General features: G+C 32.0%; 20 protein-coding genes. 14 read left to right on the top strand and 6 right to left on the bottom strand.

The features are described 5' to 3' along the window. Positions 1–5 precede the first annotated feature (5 nt). The 8 genes from IEU88_RS08530 to IEU88_RS08495 all read left to right on the top strand — a co-directional run bounded on the left by IEU88_RS08530 (position 6) and on the right by IEU88_RS08495 (position 8,346). Positions 6–2,402 (top strand): DUF4040 family protein, encoded by a 2,397-nt coding sequence (locus IEU88_RS08530; RefSeq protein WP_103372815.1) that lies wholly within the window; start codon positions 6–8, stop codon positions 2,400–2,402. Then, positions 2,389–2,814: a Na+/H+ antiporter Mnh2 subunit B gene (gene mnhB2 / locus IEU88_RS08525; protein ID WP_096810808.1), complete on the top strand. Its 426-nt coding sequence runs from the start codon at positions 2,389–2,391 to the stop codon at positions 2,812–2,814. The genes IEU88_RS08530 and mnhB2 overlap by 14 nt, the downstream gene beginning before the upstream one ends. Further along, positions 2,811–3,158 carry a Na+/H+ antiporter Mnh2 subunit C gene (gene mnhC2 / locus IEU88_RS08520; RefSeq protein WP_096810807.1) on the top strand — a complete coding sequence of 116 codons (348 nt, stop codon included), beginning with the start codon at positions 2,811–2,813 and terminating at the stop codon, positions 3,156–3,158. The genes mnhB2 and mnhC2 overlap by 4 nt, the downstream gene beginning before the upstream one ends. Next, on the top strand, positions 3,148–4,650 hold the full coding sequence (gene mnhD2, locus IEU88_RS08515; RefSeq protein WP_096810806.1) for a Na+/H+ antiporter Mnh2 subunit D: 1,503 nt from the start codon (positions 3,148–3,150) through the stop codon (positions 4,648–4,650). Before mnhC2 ends, mnhD2 begins: the two co-directional genes overlap by 11 nt. After that, entirely contained in the window at positions 4,650–5,132 is a 483-nt protein-coding gene (gene mnhE2, locus IEU88_RS08510; protein WP_096810805.1) for a Na+/H+ antiporter Mnh2 subunit E, read from the top strand. Before mnhD2 ends, mnhE2 begins: the two co-directional genes overlap by 1 nt. After that, the gene (gene mnhF2, locus IEU88_RS08505) at positions 5,129–5,431 is read left to right on the top strand and encodes a Na+/H+ antiporter Mnh2 subunit F (RefSeq protein ID WP_019468408.1); all 303 of its coding nucleotides are present in this window, start codon (positions 5,129–5,131) and stop codon (positions 5,429–5,431) included. The genes mnhE2 and mnhF2 overlap by 4 nt, the downstream gene beginning before the upstream one ends. Next, entirely contained in the window at positions 5,406–5,855 is a 450-nt protein-coding gene (locus IEU88_RS08500) for a Na+/H+ antiporter subunit G (protein ID WP_103372816.1), read from the top strand. The genes mnhF2 and IEU88_RS08500 overlap by 26 nt, the downstream gene beginning before the upstream one ends. A gap of 439 nt (positions 5,856–6,294) precedes the next feature. Next, positions 6,295–8,346 carry a cation:proton antiporter gene (locus tag IEU88_RS08495; protein ID WP_103373007.1) on the top strand — a complete coding sequence of 684 codons (2,052 nt, stop codon included), beginning with the start codon at positions 6,295–6,297 and terminating at the stop codon, positions 8,344–8,346. A 275-nt stretch (positions 8,347–8,621) separates the two neighbouring features. Here IEU88_RS08495 and mntC read toward each other — a convergent pair whose 3' ends face one another. From mntC to IEU88_RS08480, 3 genes are read right to left on the bottom strand one after another with little or no spacing between them, the layout of a single operon-like run. After that, a complete protein-coding gene (gene mntC, locus IEU88_RS08490; protein ID WP_103373006.1) occupies positions 8,622–9,554 on the bottom strand; it encodes a manganese ABC transporter substrate-binding lipoprotein MntC in 933 nt (310 codons plus the stop codon). Beyond that, entirely contained in the window at positions 9,554–10,384 is an 831-nt protein-coding gene (locus tag IEU88_RS08485; protein WP_096810801.1) for a metal ABC transporter permease, read from the bottom strand. Before IEU88_RS08485 ends, mntC begins: the two co-directional genes overlap by 1 nt. Positions 10,385–10,405: 21 nt before the next feature. Then, on the bottom strand, positions 10,406–11,137 hold the full coding sequence (locus tag IEU88_RS08480; RefSeq protein ID WP_096810800.1) for a metal ABC transporter ATP-binding protein: 732 nt from the start codon (positions 11,135–11,137) through the stop codon (positions 10,406–10,408). Between the two features lie 120 nt (positions 11,138–11,257). Between IEU88_RS08480 and IEU88_RS08475 the strand changes: the two genes are divergently transcribed. Next, positions 11,258–11,902 carry a metal-dependent transcriptional regulator gene (locus IEU88_RS08475; RefSeq protein ID WP_096810799.1) on the top strand — a complete coding sequence of 215 codons (645 nt, stop codon included), beginning with the start codon at positions 11,258–11,260 and terminating at the stop codon, positions 11,900–11,902. A 565-nt stretch (positions 11,903–12,467) separates the two neighbouring features. On the opposite strand, the gene IEU88_RS08470 is transcribed toward IEU88_RS08475, so the two are convergent. Beyond that, positions 12,468–13,217: a M50 family metallopeptidase gene (locus IEU88_RS08470; RefSeq protein ID WP_103373005.1), complete on the bottom strand. Its 750-nt coding sequence runs from the start codon at positions 13,215–13,217 to the stop codon at positions 12,468–12,470. A 234-nt stretch (positions 13,218–13,451) separates the two neighbouring features. On the opposite strand from IEU88_RS08470, the gene tarA reads away from it, so the two are divergent. Further along, positions 13,452–14,198 (top strand): N-acetylglucosaminyldiphosphoundecaprenol N-acetyl-beta-D-mannosaminyltransferase TarA, encoded by a 747-nt coding sequence (gene tarA, locus IEU88_RS08465; protein ID WP_096810797.1) that lies wholly within the window; start codon positions 13,452–13,454, stop codon positions 14,196–14,198. 417 nt (positions 14,199–14,615) lie between these two features. Here the strand turns inward: tarA and tagH are convergent, their stop codons facing one another. After that, positions 14,616–15,410, bottom strand: coding sequence for a teichoic acids export ABC transporter ATP-binding subunit TagH (gene tagH, locus IEU88_RS08460; protein WP_096810796.1), 795 nt, complete (start codon positions 15,408–15,410; stop codon positions 14,616–14,618). A gap of 361 nt (positions 15,411–15,771) precedes the next feature. Between tagH and IEU88_RS08455 the strand changes: the two genes are divergently transcribed. The 4 genes from IEU88_RS08455 to tagD all read left to right on the top strand — a co-directional run bounded on the left by IEU88_RS08455 (position 15,772) and on the right by tagD (position 19,347). Next, positions 15,772–16,572 carry an ABC transporter permease gene (locus IEU88_RS08455; RefSeq protein ID WP_096810795.1) on the top strand — a complete coding sequence of 267 codons (801 nt, stop codon included), beginning with the start codon at positions 15,772–15,774 and terminating at the stop codon, positions 16,570–16,572. A gap of 139 nt (positions 16,573–16,711) precedes the next feature. Next, entirely contained in the window at positions 16,712–17,803 is a 1,092-nt protein-coding gene (gene tarB, locus IEU88_RS08450) for a teichoic acid glycerol-phosphate primase TarB (RefSeq protein WP_103373455.1), read from the top strand. Further along, positions 17,800–18,858, top strand: coding sequence for a glycosyltransferase family 2 protein (locus IEU88_RS08445; protein ID WP_103373454.1), 1,059 nt, complete (start codon positions 17,800–17,802; stop codon positions 18,856–18,858). The genes tarB and IEU88_RS08445 overlap by 4 nt, the downstream gene beginning before the upstream one ends. A 90-nt stretch (positions 18,859–18,948) precedes the next feature. Beyond that, positions 18,949–19,347: a glycerol-3-phosphate cytidylyltransferase gene (tagD, locus tag IEU88_RS08440; RefSeq protein WP_096810792.1), complete on the top strand. Its 399-nt coding sequence runs from the start codon at positions 18,949–18,951 to the stop codon at positions 19,345–19,347. 317 nt (positions 19,348–19,664) lie between these two features. Here tagD and pbp4 read toward each other — a convergent pair whose 3' ends face one another. Continuing rightward, the gene (pbp4, locus tag IEU88_RS08435; RefSeq protein WP_103373453.1) at positions 19,665–20,957 is read right to left on the bottom strand and encodes a penicillin-binding protein PBP4; all 1,293 of its coding nucleotides are present in this window, start codon (positions 20,955–20,957) and stop codon (positions 19,665–19,667) included. Between the last annotated feature and the right edge of the window lie 155 nt (positions 20,958–21,112).

The following is a 21,112-nucleotide window of genomic DNA, read 5'->3' as shown; positions in this document are numbered from 1 at the left end:
ATAGAATGAGTTTCATTTATCTACTTAGTGCGATTATTTTAATAATGGTAGTAGTATTGCTTACGATGACAAATCGTAAATTTCACAAAATTTCTGGTCTAATAGCTTTAATAGCACCAATTATCTCTTCTGTTTACTTTTTGTGGCAAATACCGCAAGTGATGAAGGGACAATTTGTCTCAGTAAAAATACCATGGCTCACCTTAATAGATATCAACATAGATTTTAAGCTAGATGGATTAAGTTTATTTTTTAGTTTGTTAATATCACTTATTGGGTTAGCAGTGTTTTATTATGCAACACAATATTTATCAAAAGAACATGATCACTTACCACGCTTTTATATATATTTATTACTATTTATGTTCAGTATGTTAGGTATTGTGACTTCAAATAACACTATTTTGATGTACGTGTTTTGGGAACTGACAAGTGTATCATCTTTTCTACTCATTGCTTATTGGTACGATAAAGGAGCAAGTCAGTTTGGCGCTATTCAATCATTTATAATCACAGTATTTGGTGGTCTTGCATTACTGACAGGGTTTATCATGATTTACACTGTGACAGGAACTAATTCTATTTCATCTATTATTGCTCAAAGCGACAAAATAGCCGAAAGCAATTTATTTATACCAATTATTATTATGTTACTATTAGGCGCATTTACTAAATCAGCGCAATTTCCTTTCCATATTTGGTTACCCAAAGCTATGGAAGCACCAACACCGGTGAGCGCTTATCTACATTCTGCCACAATGGTTAAAGCAGGTATCTTTTTACTATTTAGATTTACACCTGTTTTAGGTCTAAGTGATTTCTATATATATTCTGTTACCTTTGTAGGGTTAATAACGATGATTTTTGGCGCAATTAATGCCATACGTCAATATGATTTAAAAGCCATCTTGGCTTATTCTACGATTAGTCAATTAGGTATGATTGTTTCGATGGTCGGACTTGGCGGTGGTTTTGCACAACATACCACTGGTGAGCTCTCAAAAATTTATGGACTTATACTCTTTGCGGGTCTGTTTCATTTGATGAACCATGCGTTATTTAAAGGTGCATTATTTATGGGCGTAGGTATTATTGACCATGAAACAGGCACAAGAGATATCCGTAAATTATCTGGTTTAAGGAAAGTACTACCGATTACACATATAGTTATGTTACTTTCTGCCTTATCTATGGCAGGTATACCATTCCTTAATGGGTTCTTAAGTAAGGAAATGTTTTTTGAAGGTTTGGTAAGTTCACATCAATTACCACAATTTAATTTAATTTTAACTATAATGATTGCATTTATAGGCGTGACTGCCAGTATATTTACGCTTATTTATGCAGTTTACATGATTAAAGAAGTGTTCTGGGGTGAATTTAAAAAAGCAGATTTACCAGTACAAACGCCTCATGAGCCATTTTTATTTACATTACCTTCTGCAATTATGATGATTTTGTTACCGGTCGTGTTCTTTATACCAAATTTATTTGGTCATTATATTATTTTACCGGCATTACGAAGTATCACAATTGGAGAAAAAGTAGATGACATCGCACCACATATTTCTCAATGGCACGGTTTTAATTTACCACTGATATTAAGTTTAATTGTAATTGTTGTAGGATTTATAGCAGTGTTTAAAATTAATTGGAAAAAGCAAGCAGAAAAAATTAAAGTTAAATCTATTACAGATTTATACTTAGATTCATATAAACAATTTGAAAATTATTCTGGATATAGTATTCGCACATTGATGAATAACCGTTTGAATCACTATATTACATTAACATTAGCTATTTTCATCATCGTAGTGGTCTACGGTATTATTCAAGCTGGTTTTCCGGATGTTAAACAGATACATGTCAGTGAGTTTGGTCCATTAGAAATTATCACATTAATCGTTGTCTTTATTTTAGGTATTGCCTTAACATTTATTCGACAACGTTTAACGATGGTTATATTAAATGGTATCGTTGGTTATTGTGTAACAATATTTTTCATCTTGATGAAAGCACCTGATTTGGCATTAACACAACTCGTAGTTGAAACCATTACTACTATATTGTTTATCGTAAGTTTTTCACGTTTACCAAACGTTCCACGTACGAAAGTGCATAAAAAACGTGAGGCCGTCAAGATTATCGTTTCATTAGCAATGGCAATTATCGTAGTGATGCTTGTCTTTATTGCTCAACAAGCTGAAACGATGCCAACAATTTCTACTTTCTATCATGATGCATATGAATTAGCAGGTGGTAGAAATATTGTAAATGCAATTCTCGGTGATTTCCGTGCTATGGATACCTTATTTGAAGGAATGGTATTAATTATCGCTGGTTTAGGAATCTATACATTACTTAACTTTAAAGAACGGAGGGGTCAAGATGAAAGAGAATGATGTAGTCTTACGCACAATCACCAAAATCGTAGTCTTTATATTGTTAACATTTGGCTTCTACTTGTTTTTAGCTGGGCATAATAATCCGGGTGGCGGATTTATTGGTGGACTTGTCTTCAGTTCTGCATTTTTATTAATGTTCTTGGCCTTTGATGTTAAACAAGTATTAGTCGCTTTACCGCTTGATTTTAGAATATTAATGATTATTGGTTCATTGGTGTCATTTGCTACTGCCGTCGTACCAATGTTCTTTGGTAAACCGTTCCTTTACCAAACTGATGCACATGTCCAATTGCCGATATTAGGCGAAGTACATTTAACAACTGTGACAATATTTGAAGCTGGTATTGTATTAGCGGTAGTCGGTGTTGTAGTGACGGTTATGCTTTCTATAAGTGGTGGTCGCTCATGAACTTGATATTATTAATGGTTATTGGCTTCTTAATATTTATAGGAACGTATATGATATTATCCGTCAACTTAATACGTATTGTTATTGGTATCTCAATTTATACGCATGCAGGAAATTTAATTATTATGAGCATGGGTAAGTACGGTAAAAACATGGTTGAACCACTTATTGGTGAAAGTAGCAAAAACTTTGTGGATCCATTGCTACAAGCGATTGTATTAACTGCTATTGTGATTGGTTTTGCTATGACTGCGTTTTTACTTGTGCTCGTATATAGAACGTATCGAGTAACTAAAGAAGATGAAATTGATGTGCTAAGAGGTGATGACAATAATGATGAGTAATTTATTAATTCTACCATTACTTCTCCCAGCAGTCTGCGGGCTCGTACTTGTATTTATTCGTACACAGAGTAGGCTTTCAAGAATTTTTTCAATTGGAACAATGGCTGTCACGACACTTATATCTTTATTATTATTGATTCATGTAATGAGAGATAAACCAATTGCTTTAGATTTCGGTGGATGGAAAGCCCCGTATGGCATTCAGTTTGTGGGTGATTCATTAAGTCTATTAATGGTAACTACTTCTAGTTTTGTCGTTACATTAATCATGGCGTATGGCTTTGGTAGAAAGGAAAAACGAGCCATCCGTTACTATTTGCCGAGTTTTATTTTGTTTTTAACAGTCGGCGTGATTGGATCATTTTTAACAGCTGATTTGTTTAATTTATACGTTATGTTCGAAGTGATGTTACTGGCTTCGTTTGTGTTAGTCACGTTGGGACAATCAGTCGAACAATTACGTGCAGCTATCATTTACGTGGTTCTTAATATATTAGGTTCTTGGTTACTATTATTAGGAATTGGCTTGCTGTATAAGCTAACGGGTACTTTGAATTTTTCATTAGTTGCCCAAAGATTAAGTGAAATGCATGGTGAAAGTTCAGTTGTCATCATTTCGATGGTGTTTTTAATTGCTTTTAGTGCGAAAGCAGCACTTGTGTTGTTCATGTGGTTACCAAAAGCTTATGCAGTATTAAATACTGAACTAGCAGCATTATTTGCAGCACTGATGACAAAAGTAGGTGCTTATGCGTTAATTCGATTCTTTACATTATTATTCGATAGTCATAATGGTATTACGCATCCACTGCTTGTATTTTTATCTTGTGTAACTATGTTAATAGGTGCGTTTGGCGTACTAGCTTATCGAGATATAAAAAAGATAGCAGCATATCAGGTTATCCTTTCTATTGGATTTATCATATTAGGTTTAGGATCAAATACATTTGCCGGTGTTAATGGCGCTATCTTTTATCTGGCGAATGATATTGTTGTAAAAACATTACTATTCTTTATAATTGGTAGTTTGGTGTACATTACCGGTTACCGACAATACAAAAATTTATATGGTTTAGCGAAACAAGAACCATTTTTTGGCGTAGCTTTTGTGGTGATGATTTTAGCAATTGGAGGCGTACCACCATTTAGCGGTTTCCCAGGTAAAGTGTTTATTTTTGAAGGAGCACTTGAGAATGGTAACTACATTGGTTTAGCATTGATGATTTTAACTAGCCTAATTGCCATGTTTAGCTTGTTTAGAATCTTCTTTACCATGTATCTCGGTAATGCTCAAAAAGGAGAGCCATTAGAATTTAAATCAGTTCCTACATACCGTAAAGGTTTGATAGGCGTGCTTGTTGCAACAATATTAGCGATGGGCCTGGCAGCGCCATTAATTTTTAAAGTGACAGATAATGCTACCCACATGAATATGGATGACGGATTATATGAAAAAATGGTGAATCCTCATTTAGTGAAGGAGGATAAATAATGAGACAAGTCTTACTTAATATGGTCATTGCGTTTTTATGGGTGTTATTTCAAGACGAAGAATCATTTAGAGCCTCTACCTTCTTCTCGGGTTACTTGATTGGTTTAGTAGTTATCTATATACTGCATCGCTTTTTCGGCCAACAGTTTTATTTGAAAAAAGTATGGGTGGCTATTAAATTTTTAGCTGTTTACTTATACCAGTTAATCACATCAAGCATGACAACCATCAATTATATTTTATTTAAAACGAAAGATTTAAATCCAGGCTTAGTGACGTATGAAACGACATTGGAAACAGATTGGGAAGTTTCATTTTTAACTATACTTATTATTATTACACCTGGTTCAACGGTTATAAGAATTTCAAAAGAAAGAAAGAAAATCTTTATACATGCAATTGACATTTCAGAGAAAGAAAAACAGAAACTGCTAAAAAGCATTAGACAATATGAAGGTCTCATATTGGAGGTGGCAGAATGATCGAATCATTGATAAATTTCTTTATAACTAGTTCAATTATTTTATTTGGTATTGCGTTAATCTTAACTTTATTTAGATTAGTTAAAGGACCAACTACTGCTGACAGAGTGGTTGCATTTGATACTGCTAGTGCGATATTAATGTCGACGGTGGGCGTGTTAAGTATTGTATTTGGTACTTTTTCATTCCTAGATTCTATCTTATTAATCGCGATTATTTCATTTGTGAGTACTGTGTCTATCTCTAGATTTATAGAAGGGGGGCATGTCTTTAATGCAAATAACAAGCGAAATCGTTAATTTAATTGCAGCTTTTATGATGTTTTTAGGAAGTATTATCGCTTTAATTAGTGCGATTGGCCTAATTAAATTCCATGATGTATTTTTAAGAAGTCATGCCTCTACGAAAAGTTCTACACTGTCAGTATTGTTAACACTTGTTGGCGTGATTATTTATTTTATTTCTTCTCAAGGGTACCTAAGTGTCAGAATGATTTTAGCATTGGTATTTATCAATTTAACCTCTCCTGTTGGAGGGCATTTAATATCTAGAGCAGCATATCGTACGGGCGCTTATATGTACCGAAAAAGTGATGCTCCTAAACAAACAAGTATCTTATTAAGCGCTACAGAAAATGATACGTTTGATCAATTAAAAAAACGTGCTCAAGTACGTGAACAACGCAGACGTAAAGTAAATGAAAAAGAACAAGACATATATTAATTTTAAGCCTTTCTTTACATTGTTAAAATAAAGCATTATAGAAAATACGTCATTTATAGATGAGCAGATTAGAAATCAATGAATTAACCTTTAATTTCTAATCTGTTCTTTTTTTATGGCTCTTTGTCAAAGAAGACTGATATAAAAATCAGCCCTGTTTAGTATAGAGCCTTTTTTATTGATATAAAGCGTGCAGTATTATTTAAATTATATTTGGTGAAAATATTATTTTTGAAGTGCAATCCGTTTCAGGGGTTACTAAAAAAATGATAAAATAATACATATCTGTAATTGTGTTAATTTTAAAAAGCATATCTATTAAAAATAATAACTAGATATGTAAGAGTTTGAGACACAATCTGTTCATTAAAAACGATGGTATTTTTTGTTTCAACCTCAACAATTATGAAAGTCATTAATGTTGAAAAGAGGTGAAACCATGCAAATATTTGAAACAATACTGATATTTTTAGCGGTAGTTATTGCAAGTTCCCTTGTACATATCGCCTTACCTAAAATCCCCCTAGCTTTTATCCAAATTATGCTCGGTATGTTATTGTATATTACGCCGATACCTGTTGAATTCCATTTTGACTCAGAGCTATTTATGGTTGCACTAATAGCGCCATTATTATTTGTTGAAGGTGTAAAAGTGTCTCGTGTCCATTTACGCCGGTATATCAAACCAGTATTAATGATGGCCTTAGGACTTGTGGTCACAACGGTTATAGTAGTTGGATTGTTTGTGCATTGGATATGGCCTGAATTACCATTAGCTGCTGCATTCGCATTGGCCGCTATTTTGTGTCCAACTGATGCAGTAGCTGTTCAAGCAATTACAAATGGAAAAATTCTTCCAAAAGGTTCTATGACAATTTTAGAAGGTGAATCATTGTTAAATGATGCTGCGGGTATTATTTCTTTTAAAATTGCTGTAGCAGCTTTAATCACAGGTGGATTTTCAATGGTAAATGCTGTTGAACAATTTTTAATATCTTCAATAGGCGGATTTATTGTAGGTTTAATTATTGGTGTTGCCTTAGTTAGATTCAGAGTATCACTTTCTAGAAGAGGTATTGAAAATGTAAATATGTTTACATTTATACAGCTTCTAACCCCTTTTATTACATATCTCGTTGCTGAAATGTTCCATTCATCAGGTATTATTGCAGCAGTGGTAGCAGGATTAGTACATGGTTTTGAACGTGATCGTATCGCACAGGCACGTACAAGGTTACAAATGAGTTACAATCATACATGGAATATATTAAGTTATGCTTTGAATGGTTTTGTATTTTCTATTTTAGGATTTTTAGTTCCTGAACTTGTCGGGAGAATTATAGAAAATGAACCACATAATTTTATCTTTCTAATTGTTGTTACGGTTTTAATCGCTTTAGCAATATACTTATTTAGATTTTTATGGGTTTTTGTTTTATATCCTTATTTTTATTTACCAATCAGTCCGTTCCAAAAAATACTTAGCAACTATGAAGATAATGCTAATGTTTCAGAGACACCACCCAAACGAGGCATGTATGCTTTTATCATGACGTTATGTGGCGTGCATGGAACAATTTCTCTGGCTATTGCTTTAACATTACCTTACATGTTGGCGGATCACCATTCCTTTGTGTTTAGAGATGATTTGCTATTTATTGCGTCAGGTATGGTGGTCATGAGTTTAATCATTGCGCAAATTGTGTTGCCAATGGTGACACCTAATGCAGTAAAACCAAAACAACGTGGTATGAACTTTAAGCAAGCGCGTATATATATTTTAGAGAAAGTGATAGAACACTTAAATCAATTATCATCTGAAGCATCTAGTTTTTTATACGGTAACGTCATTAAAGATTATCATGATAAATTAGCTTTTCTTAAAACGGTTGAAAATGAAGATGAAAATACTAAAGAACTAGAAAGATTGCAAAAAATCGCATTTGATGTTGAAAACAATACACTTAATAGCTTAGTATCTAATGGAGATATTACAACGAATGTTTTAGATAACTACATGCGTTATGCTGAACGTACACAAGTTTATAAACAGTCTTCTTTAATCCAACGTATCAAAGTTGAATTAAAAGCATTTATTTTAAAAAGTAGAATTAAGACAAAAGTAAAAACCAACGCTGCTTCGTCTTTATCTGTGATTGATAACTTGCGAGAAATTTCTAATGTAATGAGAACAGTGCATTATCGCGTGGTAAGTCGTCTAGGTAAAGAGACGACTGAAGAAAATAAATTAGAAGTGGGCATGATTTGTGATAGTTATTTAATGAGAATTGAAAACTTAACACCTTCGAATTTCTTTAATCCTAAAAGTGAAACGTCAATCACTAAAATTAAGTTGGAGGCACTTAGAGAGCAACGTCGCGTCTTGAATGAACTTGTTGAAGATGAAGAAATTAACGAGGTAACTGCTTTGAAATTACGTGAAGCCATTAACTATGATGAAATGATTATTGTTGATAGTTTAACGGATTAAGCTATCAGTGAAAAACAGATTCCGATATCGGAATCTGTTTTTTTGGTGAATTGAATTGTATAAATGAAATGAATTTTTTAGGATATAAAATGATTTGAGCTAAAATTCCCTTTTTCATTAAAAATCTCCATCAATGGGGGGGAGGAGCCAACCATTGATGGAGTTAAGGGAGATAGATGATTTAAGGCTTGAATACCACCATGTCGTACGTCATTAGGAGGGAAACGTACGACATGGGACTATTCACCTACAAAGTAGGTTAAATAGCCTTGTTATTATTCCATACTGCCGTGTACGATATCGATATTTTCTTTCATCATATTATAATAAGAATCACCTTTAGTGCCTTCTTTACCTATGGAATCTGTATAAACTTCTCCGTAGATATCTAAATTCGTTTCTTCACTTAAACTTTGCATGCTTTTCTTGTCTACGCTAGTTTCGACAAGTAGATGTTTAAGGTGGTTATCTTTAACAAATTTAACAGCTTGTTCCATTTGTTCAGGTGTGCCTTGTTTCTCAGTGTTTATTTCCCAAATATATCCAGGTTTAATATCAAACTGTTTAGAGAAATATTTAAAAGCACCTTCACTTGTGATCATTGAACGATTTTCTTTAGGGATGTCGTTAAATTTCTCATGACTATCTTGTTTTAAAGATTCCAATTTAGCTACATAATCCTTTGTATGGCTTTCAATATCATCTTTATGTTTGTCATCTTTTTTAATTAAAGCATCACTGATTGTTTTTACATATTTAATACCATTGTCTAAGCTTAACCAGGCATGTGGGTCTTGTTTAGATTCGTCGCCTTCTGTTGCTCCATTTAAGTATAAAGGTTTAACGTCCTGTGAAACTTTGACAACAGAACCATCTTCATATGATTTGTTGGCCTGTGATAAAGCATTTTTGAACCAACCGTTACCTGTTTCTAAATTTAATCCGTTGTAAAAGATGACATCTGCATCTGTCAATGCTTTAATATCTTTTGGTTTAACTTCGTATTCATGTGGGTCCTGACCAATTGGGACAATACTGTGTATTTCAACATTATCGCCACCAACGTTTTTAACCATATCGTATAGAATAGAATTTGTCGTTACGACTTTTATTTTGTCATGAGATTGAGATGAAGAATCACTTTTACCGTTGCTACACGCACTTAAGAATAAAAGGAAGATAAGTGCAACTGTTAATAACTTTTTCATTAAACCACTCCTTTTTTTGTGAACACTTGCATTTTATTACAAGCAAAAATAATGATATAGATAACAAACGCGCATAAAACAATCGTTGCACCGCTTGGAATATTATAAATATAACTAAAGTACATGCCGACCATCGCACTTATAATGCTTATTAAACTGGAAATGATCATCATTGTATGTAGTTTTTTAGCAATTAAAAATGCAGCTGAAGCAGGGGTGATAAGTAATGCTACAACTAATATAATACCTACAGTTTGTATACTTGCTACAGTAACAAGTGAAAGCAATAACATAACGAAGTAGTGTAGAAAAGTAGTGTTCAAACCACTCATTCTACTAAAAATAGGGTCAAATGTAGAAATCATTAATGGTCTATAAAAAATAATAATTAAAATCATAACAATGACACCCACGACTACAGTCGACCAAAAAGTAGACTGTGTTACTGCCAATAAATTACCAAAAAGAATGTGATATAAATCAGTAGTACTATTTATTAAACTAATTAAAATGACCCCAGTTGCTAAAAAGGCTGTAAAACTAATGCCAATAGCTGCGTCGGGTTTGGTTTTACTGCTTTTAGTAATAAAGCCTATAAAAATGCTGGCGATCATACCTGTAACTAATGCACCAATAAACATAGGAACACCGAATAAAAAGGACAGGGCAACGCCGGGTAATACCGCATGGCTCATTGCATCCCCCATAAGAGATAAGCCTCTAAGCACGATGAGGCAACCAACTGTTCCACAAACGATTCCTACAATAATTGAAATAATTAATGCATTACTTAAAAACTTGTATTCAAATAGATGTTGGAAAAATTCCATATAATGCTACTTCCTTTCTATTTAAGCCGATTCTGAACTTTGTTGTTGGTTTGTAGGATTTAAGAATGTTCTGTTTAGATATTCTGGTTGCATAGCAACGTGACTTTCTCCAAAGAAACGAATCGTTTTATTTAAAAGAATGACACGGTCAAAATATTCTTCTGCTTTTGATAAATCATGATGAACAATCAATAGTAACTTGCCCGCTTTTTTAAGTGCGCGTAATTGAGACATAATGATTTGTTCGCTATGGAAATCAATGCCAACAAATGGTTCATCTAAAAGGTAAAGCGTACTTTCTGTCATGAGCGCTCTAGCTACTAAAACCCTTTGTAACTGACCTCCGCTTAAAGCAGATATTTGTCTGTTTCTTAAATCTTCTAATTCTAATGTTTGTAAGAGCTGATTAAGTCTAGACCTCGTCTTAGGAGTAATAAATTTAAACCATCCAATATCTTTATAAGCCCCTGAAAGTACAACGTCCTCAACTTTAATTGGAAAATCTAAATCAATATGTGCTTTTTGGGGTATATATGTTATTGTTTTTAGCGTTTGCTGCATAGCAATATTATGTAAATTAGCACTTCCAGTTGATTTAAATTCTCCGATGAGAGATTTAAGTAGTGAGGATTTTCCTGCACCATTGGGTCCCATAATTCCAATAATTTCACCTTTGACAGGAATTTCAAGATTGATATCATCTAAAACATGTTTGTTCCCTAAAGTGAGATTTAAGTTATTAATTTTTAACATTTTAGACCTCCTTAATTTAAATTTTAGGCTAACCTAATTTAATTCATAATATAACATGAACTTTTAGCGTGTCAAGTAGATTCGTGGTACAATAAAGTGAATGACTTGAGAGGTGAGACCATGCTAACTGAAGAAAAAGAAGATTATTTGAAAGCAATTTTAACGCATAATGGCGATCATTCTTTCGTTTCAAATAAGACATTGTCCCAGTATTTAAATATTAAACCGCCATCTGTAAGTGAAATGGTAAATCGTTTAGAAAAATCTGGATTTGTAAAAACGAAACCGTATAAAGGTGTGCAACTTTCAGAAGAAGGATTGACATACACTTTAGACATTATTAAAAGACATCGTTTATTAGAGTTATTTTTAATAAAAATATTAGAATATAATTGGGAAGAGGTACATCAAGAAGCAGAGGTACTAGAGCATAAAGTTTCTCATTTATTCGTAGAACGCTTAGATAAATTATTAGATTATCCAATTACTTGCCCTCATGGTGGTATTATACCAAGAGACAACCAATATAAAGAGATATATACAACCAATTTATTGTCATTTGAAGCTGGAGATGAAGTGACAATTAAGCGGGTTCGAGACAGAACAGAATTGTTAGTTTATTTAACAAGTAAAGATATATTAATTGATGAACAAATAAAGATAGTGAATAAAGATGATACAAATAAAGTCATTATGGTCCAGAAAGAAGATAAAATAACAGTGCTTAGTTATGATAATGCAATGCATATTTATGCTGAAAAATAGTAGAGTTCAATTATAGAGAATTGATTTACATTTTCTTATGAATATTGTATATAATTGTGTTTAGAAAGAGAATGATCCTTGTTTAAGCATAAGTAGGAGTTACAATTTAGTTAAATAAGGTTTATATATTAATAGCTGTTAAAGCTGATTTAACTTGATGATAGAAACAAACGTATAGAAGTAATTTCATCGTGTCAAAGTCGTCTGTTTTTGCCCACTTTTTTATAAAGGTACGATATTTTAATGCACTGATGCTATTGGGGTGTAAGGACAAGAGACCATAAAATGGCACAGCAGCTATAAGTAAGTATGAACATTCAAAATTGCAAGGTTTTAAATACTAAAAGGCACCTCCATTTCAAAAATGAAGGCGCCTTTTATTTTGAGTATGAATACTTATGGTTAAAAATCATTTTTAAGATAAATCAACAATTAACAAAACGGAAAAATAACTAGATCCTACAATAAGTATTTAAAATCTAGTTACCAGTGATTTCACGTTATAATCATTTTTTGAAATGTAATGCTTGTTCTGTCACTTATTCCTTTACATTCAAAAATAATTTTATGGAAGGAAGTATGTTTTGAATAGTTGATAAACTGTAAATAAGTTAATCGCTATCCAAATGACACTATAAACAAAAGTTGGTATATGTGTTAATTCTTTTAAAGTGCTACCATCCCAACTCACCCTGTTTTCCGAAAATGTTAATTTAAATATAGTCCAAGATGATTGAAGAACTTCGCCGAGTAAAACACCTAATATAAAGTGTTGGGTAACAGTGACAATGTAAAGTATCATTCGTTGATTGTCACTTTGAAATAAGCAATATAAAAGTGCAACTAATAGTATCACAATGATGATAGGAAGTAATTTTCTGGAAGTTAAATATAAGAAATAGGTAAACATTAATAGGTACGCAGTGATAAATAGACTTGGATATTGATATTTAATAGATAAAAAACCTAAAAATAGCATAAGTGCAGGCATAACGTAACCACCGAAAGTAGTGATGGATTGACCTAAACTTGTTTTTGATTGTGTAATTGCAAAGCCTTGTTGCGATGTAGCAAGTCGTTCTGATGGTGTCGCTACAATGACTAGGTCTCTAGGTTTGCCACCGCTTAATTTATTGAATAGTATATGGCCAAACTCGTGGGTTAATACTGGAATATAGTTAAAATATATATCTAAAATTGGGTTGATAGATTTATTTCGATAAGTATGTATCACGATATAAAGGATGGCGATAAAAATAATCCAATAAAGATGTAATTGTATGGATGAGCTAAAAAATGCGTTAACTTTAGTCATAGAAAACCTCGTTTTAATATTTCAATTGTTTATGTTTTAGAAAATCATCAAATGCGATTGCTTACTTAATAGTATAGAGTAATATCATTCATAAAGCATTTAGACTTTTGATGTATATTGAGATAGTTTAGCTATCGTTTTATTAATATTGTAATATATGTGAGTGAAAGTGTATGTTAAAATTACAATAAAAATGAATGTATATTGAGAGATGGAGTTAGGAGATTACTAATCATGACGAAAATTGACAAATTAGAAAAAGTAAATGTACTATCTGTTTTATTTGATAATGTGACACTAATAGAAATGCGAAATCATATCAAACAATTTTTTGAATCAGAAACTCAAAACAATTTATTCATTGTTACAGCTAATCCTGAAATTGTAGATTATACTACTAACAATGAAATCTACCGTAATTTAATCAATGGCGCCAACTATGTGGTGCCAGATGGTACAGGTATTGTTATGGCTTCAAAATTACTTAAAACACCTTTAAAGGAACGCGTGCCAGGCATAGAAGTAATGGAAGAATGTTTGAAAATCGCAAATGCTAATTATCAAAACGTATTTTTATTAGGGGCCAAAGATGAAATCGTAACGCAGGCAGTACAAAAACTAAGCGAAAAATATCCTAATATTTATTTTGGTTCACATCATGGTTACTTTGATATAGAAGATGAAATGGTGTTAAAACAAGTCACTTCGTTTAAACCTGATTATGTATTTGCCGGGATGGGTTATCCCAAGCAAGAGCAATGGATTGTTCGTCATGAAAATCAATTTAATCAAACCTTACTTATGGGTGTAGGTGGTTCTATTGAAGTGTTCAGTGGTACGAAAAAAAGAGCTCCGAATGTATTTCAAAAATTAAATATAGAATGGGTATATCGCTTTATTATAGATTGGAAACGTCTTGGAAGAATGAAAGCAATACCTAGATTTGTGTTTAAAGTAATTAAACAAAAAATAACTAAGTAATGAGGCTGGTATAAACTAAATATACCAGCCTCATTATTTATGATTGGCAGTAGTTTCTTTATGGATTTTCAGTCATCTACGACATAGTGACATGTGGCATTTAATTAGAACTATAAATTTCTATATAGGTTTATTGTTGAAAATATAAATATTTATTTAGTAATAAGTAGATGTAAAGAGATACTTTTTCTAAAGCTTAATATAAAAAGCATTTTAACCGATGATCTACGGTCTATATCATATTTGTAGCCCAAGCATGGTTTATGCCTAGGCTTTTAATTTAAGTACGAACATTAAGTTTTCTAGTAAGACTGCTATAATAAAAATGATTTTAAACCAATCTATAATCATATACTGAAGTGTGATTCATTGTAGCGAAAATAAATTCATTTAATTCTATTTCAGAGTTAATGGATTTTATTTTACTTCGAATCTTGAGTTATCTAATTCGTTTCTGAATGCTTTTTGTTCATCTTTGGAATACTTTTTAAACTCATTTAAGAATTTTTCATACTCAGGTAAAACTTCTTCTAATTCGCCAAATTTTTTCAGTTTACCTGCTTCAATCCATGCAATTTTAGTGCAAAATTCTCGAACTTGTCTCATATTATGACTAACAAAGAATATTGTTTTGCCTTGTTCTTTATATTCATAAATCTTATCTAAACATTTTTGAGCGAAAGTTTGATCACCAACAGATAATGCTTCATCGATAACGAGAATATCTGGGTTTGTTGTAATGTTAATGGAAAAACCTAATTTGGCACGCATACCACTTGAATATTTTTTAACAGGTTGATAAATGAATTCCCCAAGTTCACTGAATTCGATAATATCAGGTGTTAATTCTTTAATTTGTTTTCTAGTGAATCCCATGCATAACATTTTAAATTCAATGTTTTCAATACCAGATAATTGTCCGTTTAAACCGGCATTAATTGCAATCACGCTCACTTCACCGTGTCGATCGATATTTCCAGAAGTAGCGGAAAGTGATCCACCAATAATGTTGCTTAGTGTAGACTTTCCTGACCCGTTAATACCTACAAGGCCGATGACATCACCTTCATATGCAGTTAGTGATAAATCATTTAGGGCATAAAATGTTTTGTTTTTATGAAAAGGGACTAAGGCATCTTTTAAACGCTCTTTATTATTGCGATAGATGCGGTATTCTTTAGTTACATGTTCAATGCTAACCGATACATTCATAATTTTACCTTCCTTATTTGCAGATAATGTATAGTATATTATATATTATATTAGTTGTTAAATTTATTAACCTATTGTAAAGTAAGTGAGTACAAAATTTAAAAACGATGTTCTTATACAATTGTTAAATTTTACTGAATTTGAGTTATAAAATCAACTATAGTGAAGTTGACAAATTGTAATAACTTTTTGTTATAAATGAGTTTAATATTCATGTGTTTTTGCTATTATTCTATGCATTTAGTTTACTAAAGTAAATGGCAGTTGTTAAGATAATTTATAAAGCGTATATTAGATTTGAATATAGTCTTGTTATAACATAATTATGATTAGTAAATCGATTGAAAGTGGGTTTATTTAAATGAGTGCAGTGTGGGTAGTTTTAAAAGAGCATTTCAAAAATTTCTATCTAATTCAAAGATTAGCACAGTTCCAAGTCAAAATTACAAATACAAATAATTACCTAGGCATGGCTTGGGAATTAATTAATCCAGCAATGCAAATCATGGTTTATTGGTTTGTGTTTGGTCTAGGAATCAGAAATAATGGGCCAATTGATGGTATACCATTTATTTATTGGTTACTTGTAGGTATTAGTATGTGGTTCTTTGTGAACCAAGGTATATTAGAAGGCACAAAATCAATAGCGAGTAAATATAACCATGTGGCCAAGATGAATTTCCCGTTATCTATTATACCTTCTTATATTGTTATGAGTAGGTTCTATGGACATATTGCATTATTAGTAGTTGTTGTTTTGTTGTGTATGCTAGGTGGTTTTTACCCGTCTATTTACACAATTCAATTATTCTTATATGTGCCATTTGCACTCATATTTACTACAACAGTAGCGTTATTTACGTCAACATTAGGAGTGCTCGTCAAAGATACACAACCGGCAATTCAAGCATTGATGAGAATGGTGTTCTTTGCTTCATCTATTTTAATTGTACCTCCAGAAGGTATCGTTAAAGACGTTATGCAACTTAACCCGATTTATTATCTTGCGGAAGCATATCGTGCCGCAGTTCTACATAATGAATGGTACTTTATTACACACTGGGAATTAACATTCTACAACTTTTTCATTATTGTGTTCTTATTTATCATAGGATCAATCATGCATATGCGTTATAGAGACCATTTTGCAGACTTTATGTAATACCAATTTGATAATTGATTCTTAATATATAAAATAAAATCCTTTAATGGCTTAAACGTCGTTAAAGGATTTTTCTATAATTTTAAATATAAGATGGCTATAATAGAAGAAAACAAACTATAAATCGGCGGTGGATTTTTTGAGACAGTTAATAAAAAAGCTCTATATGACAATTATTAGCTTTTTGAATTTAATTTATAAAAAGAAAAAAATAAAAAACAACCACATTGTAATCATGATGACATTTGTTGAGGATGTACTTCCGATTATTGAAACATTAAATCGTAAGTCATACCATGTTACAGTTATTTCCAAGGAAATAAATAGAAAATATGTTAAAAACTTTGAAAATGTACTATTTATTCCTGCAGGTAATAAACAAGTGTTTCAACACATTAAGATAATAAGTACAGCAAAAATCATAGTCATTGATACATATTATTTAATGCTTGGAGGGCTCAAAAAGAAACCGCAACAGACAATTATTCAGACATGGCATGCTGTAGGAGCGTTGAAAAAATTTGGACTTACAGACCATCAAGTTGATTTAAATAATAAGAAAATGGTTAAGCAATATCAAAGTGTTTATCAAGCTACTGACAAATATTTAGTCGGTGGCGAGCCAATGGTTAAATGCTTTAAGGACTCATTTGGTGCACAAGACCATCAATTTTTAAGAACAGGTTTACCACGTTTAGTGCCGTACACAAGGTTAGATATAACCCAAAGACAACAAGAATTAAAATTGCAATACGGCATCAAAGATAAAGTAGCGCTTTATGTACCTACGTACCGTGAACATAATCAATCCAATCGTAGTATTGATAAAGCACAATTTGAAGCGGCATTACCGTCATATACATTGTTTAGTAAATTGCATCCGTCCCTATCTCAAGACAAACAATCTAAGATTAACTTACAGACATTGATGATTATGGCAGATATCGTTATTACAGATTATAGTTCATTAGCAATAGAAGCAAGTTTGCTAAATAAACCAACTTTCTTCTATGTGTATGATGAAGCTGACTATGAAAAAGAACGAGGGCTAAACGCTTTTTATTATAATATTCCAGAATATTATAAAGCGTATAGTGAAAAGGAATTAATATGTAAATTAAAAGAACAACGAGATGGTTTAAAACCATTATTTGAACCTTGGCATGAGTATAATGTGCAAGATAGTTTAACCCAAGTTATAAATCATATAGAGAAAATGGTGAAAGAATGAAATTATCAATTATCATACCAGTTTATAATGCAGCTAACACAATACAAAGAGCAATCAGTTCTATCGATACTAAACAAGATTATGAAATTATTTGTATCAATGATGGTTCTACTGATGAAAGTCAGCAAATTTTGGAACAGTTGCAAAAATCATCTGAAAATATTTATATCATAAACCAAAATAATCAAGGTGCAGCGATGAGTAGAAATAACGCTTTAACTCATGTTTCAGGTGATGCTTTTATATTTCTAGATGCAGATGACGAATTTTTACCAAACAGTATAGATGCAATGGCAGATTACTATCAACAAGATGAACATGTAGATATCGTCCTAGGGCAAATAGGTAGATTAAATAAGGGCGAGTGGAAAGGCGTTTACACGCACAAACCGATACAGAAATTTGATAAAGTAAACTTAGCGCAATGCCCTGAAATGATACAGTCTATTGGACCTGGTGGGAAATTGTTTAGTGCCAAATTTAAAGATTTACAATTTGATGCAGATGTTGTTTTTTGCGAAGAACATACCTTTATGATTAAGGCGTACAAAAAAGCGCGCGATATTCAACTATTACCCTTTATTGTATATGGTTATCATGAAGAAAAAGGTTCAGTGACAGATCAAAGAGCAGGTCGATTTGTAAGTTATATGAGCGACGCTATTAAAGTTAGAAATAGAGTTATGAACACACTATTGTTGAGGGAAGAACGTATTTATTATAGTTACCGTATGGACGAACTCATTGTGAGTTATTTATTACAAGCGTATTTAGAACATAACAAAAAATTAACACATCAACTTTTAGATATTGTAACGTCTTATATGAAAAGCATGCAGAATACAGATTATTCTGGGGAAGCAATGTTTAGAATCATCAAAGTTGTTGAACAAGCGAACAAGTACTGGGATAAAACGTTATACAAAAAATGGCAAGAGACATTACTAAGTGTCGGCATTGGTCGACCTAATTATTATCGTTTTAAATTTGAAACAATTCCGAAACGTTTTAAATTTAGAGGGAAATTAAAATTAAAGCAAATACTTAAAAAGTAAAACTTAGTATCATTCGTAAACTTTTGATCATTATGCTATACTTTTAAAAAATGTTAATTTTAATTAAATTTTGTTAAGGAGTATGAGCGCATGAAACGTGTTATTACTTATGGAACGTATGATTTATTACATTATGGTCATATTGAATTATTGAGAAGAGCTAGAGAAATGGGCGATTATTTAGTAGTAGCTTTATCTACAGATGAATTTAATCGTGTTAAAAACAAAAAATCTTACTATAACTATGAACAACGAAAAATGATGTTAGAATCTATCCGTTATGTTGATTTAGTAATCCCTGAAAGTGGATGGGGTCAAAAAGAAATTGATGTTGATCGCTATGAAATTGATACTTTCGTAATGGGACATGATTGGGAAGGTGAATTTGATTTCTTGAAAGATAAATGTGAAGTCATTTACCTTAACCGTACTGAAGGCATTTCTACGACTCAAATTAAAAAAGAACTATATGGCGACGCTGAAAAATAAACTGACAAGCAATTATTTTTAGGTTGTTTAGTTAACCGTAAATCATACGTTAGGCACATATATGTATTAGGGCTGGGGCATAAAGCAATGTCTCAGCCCTGACTATGATATTGGTCGCAGATGGTTAGGTTAAATTTTTGATTAACTTAATTTTAGGTGTCTAGCGATTTTTACAGAATTGGAAGAAAGCAATCTTTTTGAAAAAGAGATTTCGTCTCTAAATTAATTTTAAGTAACTATGTAAAAAGGATCGTTCACAAAATGTGAACGATCCTTTTTATTGGAAAAACATTTTTTAATAAGCAGTTATTTATAGCTTATTTACGGTTTTTTCTTTTTTTGAAAGCTTCGATAATAAGATAAATAATAATAGCAATAGCAGCAATAATTAAAACAGTACCCAGTAAAGTTAAGACAGGATGTTCATCCCAAGTTGTTTTAACGATTGTAGTAGTTTGATGCATAATTGGCTTACTTACCTTAACTGTTGGTGGTCCGTATTTATCAGAAATAAATTTACGGTCATATTCAATATGCAGTTTGCCGTCGTTTATAACATATTTATAATCATCTTTATCGAAATCACTTGGAAGTACATCATATAAATCTTTCTCTACATAATATGTTTTGCCATTAATTTTATGTGTACCTTTTGAAATAATTTTTTGGTATTTATATTGATCGAAAGACATATTCATTAAGGCATTACCAATCATATTGCGTTGTTTTTCACCACCTAAATTGTTGTAATCACCTGCACCCATAATCGTCTGGTTAATTCTCAACTTATCTCTTTTGGTAGTGATGGTATGATTATAATCCGCAATATCGCTTGACCCAGTTTTTAAACCATCCGTACCCTCTAAACTCATATCTGCACCTTCTAATGAATGGTTAAATGTATAGTATGTAACACCGTGTTGTGTTGGTGCTAGTTGTTTAGTAAAGTGTAGGATATTCGGTGTGTCTTGAACTGTACGTTGTGCTAAAATAGCAAAGTCTCTAGCAGTTGAAGTATTATTATCTTCATTTTTGTATTTTTTTGGTGCAAAATCTTTTAATTGGTTATTTTCAGCGCCTGTTGGATTTACAAAATGTGTATCTTTCATACCGATAGATTTTGCTTTTTTATTCATTAAATCAGTAAAATCTGAAAGGTTGTCAGAAACTTCTTGTCCAAGTATAAGCGCTGCAGCGTTACTTGAATTTGAAACTGTAATCTGAAGCAACTCTTTTATAGTATAAGTTTCTCCAGGATAGAGCTTAGTGTTACTTAATTCAGGCAAGGTAGACATTCGATAATGTTTATCAGTGATTTTCACCTTGTCATCTAAAGCTAAATCACCTTTTTTTACTGCTTCGAGTGTTAAATACATTGTCATTAGTTTGGTCATTGAAGCAGGGTACCATTTTTGATCAATATTATATTGATAAAGAATTTGACCAGTTTGAGCAATGTTTACTGCACTTTCAGGCTGATAATCATCGGTAACATTATAACCATATTGGTTTGCCGCTTGCGTGGGTGTTATTGTTTCTGCTTCGGCAAAAGGTGTTATAATTGAACCGACGAAGAGCGCAGTTACAATTACCATAATTAACTTTCTCATAATTACATTCCCTCTTAATATATTCTGTTTGACTACAACAGAAGTATTTTAGCATATTGTATGAAGATTATAAAATGTTACACCAATGAAAATTTGAAATAATTAAATTATCGAAAACTGTTGTGCAAAACACGAAATAATTGAGTTAAAATTGA

The organism is Staphylococcus nepalensis (assembly GCF_014635045.1).
GTDB classification, from domain to species: Bacteria; Bacillota; Bacilli; order Staphylococcales; family Staphylococcaceae; genus Staphylococcus; species Staphylococcus nepalensis.
This window is presented reverse-complemented; position numbering and strand designations above follow the sequence as displayed.